Annotated in this window: 1 protein-coding gene; it reads right to left on the bottom strand. The window is 73.2% G+C overall.

Features of this window, described 5'->3' with window-relative positions:
* Positions 1-2,127: acyltransferase domain-containing protein (locus ADK41_RS02420; RefSeq protein ID WP_159043935.1), on the bottom strand; the 2,127-nt coding region annotated here is incomplete at both ends.

Consider the following 2,127-nt stretch of genomic DNA (forward strand, 5'->3'; position numbering starts at 1 on the left):
TGCTCCGAGACGGCCGACCTCACCAGACCCCACACAGCGGCACCCGCCAGGTCACCGCCCTCCACGGCACCGCGCGTCACGAACACCAGCCGCGACTCCGCACACCGCTCGTCCGCCAGCCACGACCGCACCAGCTCCAAAGCCCACACGGCCGCACCATGCACGGAGTCGACCACCCCGACCGAGGCTTCCGGCACGGTGGCCAGCACCGTCGCCGGAACCTCGCCCCGAACCAGCTCCTCGAGTTCGGCTACCCCCGAGACTGTGACGGGGGACGCCTCTGCGGCCCGCGTAGCCCGCGCCGGCACCCAGTCCACCTGGTAGAGGGAGTCATGGATCGCGGCGCTCAGCCGTCCGGCCTCCAGTGGCCGGACGACCAGGGATTCCACCGAGGCGACGGGCGCGCCTGCCGGGTCGGCCAGCTCCAGGGCCATCGTTCCGTCGGCGTCCCGGGTCAGCCGGACCCGCAGCGCGGAGGCGCCGGAGGCGTGCAGGGTCACTCCGGTCCAGGAGAACGGCACTCCGCCGCGGCCGTCGTCGTCGAGCGCGAAGGCGTGCAGGGCGGCGTCGGACAGGGCCGGGTGGAGACCGAAGGCGCTGCCGTCCATTGCTTCGTCGAGGGCAACCTCGGCGAACAGCTCGGCGCCTCGGCGCCATGCGGCACGAAGGCCGCGGAACGCGGGACCGTAGGCGAACCCGGCGTCGGCCAAGCGCTCGTAGCAGTCCGTCACATCGACCGCGTGAGCGTCCTTCGGGGGCCACACGGACGCGTCGAAGTCGGACCGCACCTCGTTCACGGAAGCCGCGGGAGCCAGGATTCCGGTGGCGTGGACGGTCCACGGGGCCTGGACGTCGTCCTCACCCCGCGCGTGTATGCCCAGGGTGCACCGGCCGTCGGTGTCGGGCGTGCCGATCCGCACTTGGATGCGGGTGCCGCCGTGGTCGGGCAGCACCAGTGGCGCGGAGAGGGTCAGTTCCTCCACCGTGTCGCAGCCGACCTCGTCGGCCGCGCGAATCGCCAGCTCCAGCAGCGCCGTACCCGGCACAAGCACCGAGCCCTGCACCGCGTGGTCGGCCAGCCACGGGTGGGACTGCACCGACAGCCGACCCGTGAACACCGTCCCGTCCGAGCCCTCGGTTCCGGCCAGTTCGACGGCTGCGCCCAGCAGCGGGTGCTCGGCCGCCCCGAGTCCGGCGAACCGCACGTCCCCGGCCCGGGTCAGCGCACCGGCGGGCCAGTAGCGCTGCCGCTGGAAGGCGTAGGTCGGCAGGTCGACGGTCCGCGCGCCGGTGCCGGCGAAGTACGCGGTCCAGTCCACCCGGGCCCCGGCCACGTGCAGCCGGGCGAGCGCGGTCAGCGCCGCCGACTCCTCGCCGCGGTCCTTGCGCAGGAGCGGGATCAGGTGAGCCTCGTCGCCGGCGCTCTCACGCGCCATGCCGCTGAGCACACCGTCCGGCCCCAGCTCCACGAACCGGGTGACACCCTCCTCCGCCAGGACACGGATCCCGTCGTCGAAGCGCACAGCCTCACGGACATGGGTCACCCAGTAGGCGGGGGTGCTGAGTTCTCCGGCTGCGGCGAGACCGCCCGACACGTTGGAGACCAGGGGCAGACTGGGCTCGCTGAACGTCAGTTCCTCGGCGACCGTGCGGAAGTCGTCCAGCATCGGCTCCATCAGCGGCGAGTGGAAGGCGTGCGACACCCGCAGCCGGGACGTACGACGCCCCAGTCCGCGGAACACCTCCGCCACCGCCTCGACCGCGGCCTCGGCGCCCGAGATCACCACGGAGGACGGGCCGTTGACCGCCGCGAGCGACACCTCGCCGGTCAAATGCGGCAGCACCTCCGCCTCCGCCGCCTGGACGGCGACCATGGCGCCACCGGCCGGCAGCGCCTGCATCAACCGGCCACGAGCAGCCACCAGCGCGCAGGCGTCCGCGAGGGAGACGACGCCCGCGATGTGCGCGGCGGCTATTTCGCCGATCGAGTGCCCGGCGACGTAGTCGGGCCGTACGCCCCAGGCGTCGAGGAGGCGGTACAGCGCCACCTCGACCGCGAACAGTCCGGCCTGGGCGTAGGCGGTCCGGTTCAGCGCCTCCGCGTCCTCACCCCACACCACCTCACGC

This window comes from Streptomyces caelestis, from assembly GCF_001279005.1.
In the GTDB taxonomy this organism is placed as follows: domain Bacteria; phylum Actinomycetota; class Actinomycetes; order Streptomycetales; family Streptomycetaceae; genus Streptomyces; species Streptomyces heliomycini.